This window comes from Turicibacter sp. HGF1 (genome assembly GCF_000191865.1).
GTDB lineage: Bacteria > Bacillota_I > Bacilli_A > MOL361 > Turicibacteraceae > Turicibacter > Turicibacter sanguinis.
In genome coordinates this window covers 1-2,255 of the sequence record NZ_AEXQ01000140.1, presented here as the reverse complement: position 1 = coordinate 2,255, position 2,255 = coordinate 1, and the positions used below count along the sequence as shown (strand labels likewise).

General features: G+C 30.1%; 2 protein-coding genes. Both read right to left on the bottom strand.

The window, feature by feature from the left end; genetic code table 11:
• Nucleotides 1-106: 106 nt before the first annotated feature.
• Nucleotides 107-496 carry a hypothetical protein gene (locus HMPREF9402_RS13825; RefSeq protein ID WP_006785946.1) on the bottom strand — a complete coding sequence of 130 codons (390 nt, stop codon included), beginning with the start codon at nt 494-496 and terminating at the stop codon, nt 107-109.
• A 94-nt stretch (nt 497-590) separates the two neighbouring features.
• Nucleotides 591-1,634, bottom strand: a complete 1,044-nt coding sequence (locus HMPREF9402_RS13820) for an IS1595 family transposase (RefSeq protein WP_006785947.1) — start codon at nt 1,632-1,634, stop codon at nt 591-593.
• Between the last annotated feature and the right edge of the window lie 621 nt (nt 1,635-2,255).

Genomic DNA, 2,255 nt, shown 5'->3' with positions numbered 1-2,255 from the left:
ATATTTGAACAGCTTTTTTATTATTAGGCAATGTTTTAAGTAAAGGTTGATATTCATCAAAAACAAAAGAGCTCTTCTACACTTTAGAGGAGCTCCTTTGTTTTGATTAAATTTCTGTCGTTGTGGTATTTTTATTATCTAAAAAACGTTTAATGATAAAAATAATCGTAAAGAAGATAAGCAATCCAAAGCAAAGCTTTGTCGATGCCCATTGAAAATAGTCATAGTATCCGATAACAATCGAAGCGATTGCCAGCATTAGTGTTGAAATCCAAGCTGCTATATTCCACTTTTTATTATCAGATGGAAACCCAATTCCACTTACCAATAAAGAAATCCATATTGGAATTGTGATATACCAAGCGAAACTATCAATTCCTGTAGCTAAAATAAACATTGTCTTCAAAACAAATGGTAACAAGGATACAATAGTTAATCCTTTATAACGATGTTCGGCATTTAAAAAACCTTTTTCTTTTGAATATAATATATTCATAAAATCCCTCCTTCATATTGAAATAGATTCTTTTCATATTATTATACCACTTTTACCAAATAATAACAATATTTCAAGGTGGAGGTATATATACTTATGCAAATAAGGGCTTGCTTAACAAAATATCTTTAATTGAACAAGTTGAATAAGTTGATTGAGCGTGAATATATGCCTTTTGAATTTTCACAACTTCTTTTTCATGCTTAAAAAGTTCAACCCATTTGAACCAATAAAGATAATGATGCAAGTGTTTCGTTGCAACACCTCTAAACTTTCTCATAAAAGTTTTTAAACTACTATGTAACGCATTTACATGTTGAATATGATAAATATCTTTCTTGCGTTTTCCAGATTCAATTTGGATGTGTTCTAAATTAAGTTCATCAGCTATTCGTGAATACCCATGAGCACTATCTGTACATAGCGTAGAATGTGGAGCGATGTGACCTTCAAAGAAACGTTTCAGGGCGTCGTATTTCAATCGTCCTCGTCCAATTAATCCAATCAATAAATTACCATGTCTATCTAAAGCTGTTCCAACAGCTACCTGTTGCTTAGATAACCCTCGTTTTTTATGTGCTTTTTTAGCTTTCTTTTTTTTAGACGTAGAAGGCACTTTTCCATACGTTCTGCCTTTAGTTCTATTTCCTTTTTTACTGAATCGGAAAAAGGTCTCATCAGCTTCTACTAATCCATCAACTTCACCGATATTAACAAACGAAGCTAAGGCATTCATGATTTTATGTCTCCAGAAAAATGATGTTGCGATGTTAATGTTACATATCTCTGCACATTTTCGAATACTGTAACCTGCCATCATACAACCAATATATTCAATCCATACTTTAGCCTCCTTCTTCGAATAGGCAGTAGGTGTAGAGGTTTGATTGCTAAACGGTTTATTACATGAACGACAAAGATAACGTTGGACACCGTTCCGAGTTCCGTTTTTTACGACATGAGTTCCATGACAAACAGGACATTCAAAATGCCCGTTTGAATATCTTGCTTCTTGGACCTTTTTACGAAGTTTAATCAAATCAGATTTAAATTTACTTAACTCGATAGTTGCGATAACCTCATCTAATTCTGATTCATTCAATTTAGGTAAAAGCCTTAAAATAAGTTCCTTTGACATATACTCAACCTCTCAAACAAATGTTCTGTTTACTATTATAATCGACATTTTTGAAATTGGTTATGCAAATTCTGTGGAAAATATCAACCCGTTCTTAAAACATTGCCTATTATTATTAAAATCAACATTTATTTAAAACACAGCGTTAATTAAATATAAGTGTCATGGAGTAATAAATAAAAAAATGTTATTTAAACCAGAGCTAAACAGGATGTACTCTATTCATGATGAGTGAAGCAATAAGATAAACTCTCCTTAAAAACAAAGCTAATAATCTCATTTAATTTAACATCATCAAAATAATTTCCAGAAAAGATAATGTTTTTATTTTTAATATTTAAAATCGTTCTAGTAGAAAGTTAAATAAGAAATCAAAATTTATTCTTTTAATACTGTTTAGTAGATATAGCGGAATGAAATAGTGAGTAGATGTGACTTTTATTGTTATATCAAAAAGTATTACACACCATTAATTAGGTTGTAAAAGTATTTTTATAAAGTAAGTATTATATACAAATTCTTCAATAAGTAAAAAAGATAAAAAATGTTTAAAAAGATTTGACACCATACAATAGAAATGTTAAAATAATCAAGTCGTCGAAAGAAGACAAACAAAAGAAA

Bases quoted from the DNA above. Each gene is read 5' to 3' on its own strand.
- HMPREF9402_RS13820 (WP_006785947.1), bottom strand. From the start codon at position 1,634: ATGTCAAAGGAACTTATTTTAAGGCTTTTACCTAAATTGAATGAATCA.
- HMPREF9402_RS13825 (WP_006785946.1), bottom strand. From the start codon at position 496: ATGAATATATTATATTCAAAAGAAAAAGGTTTTTTAAATGCCGAACAT.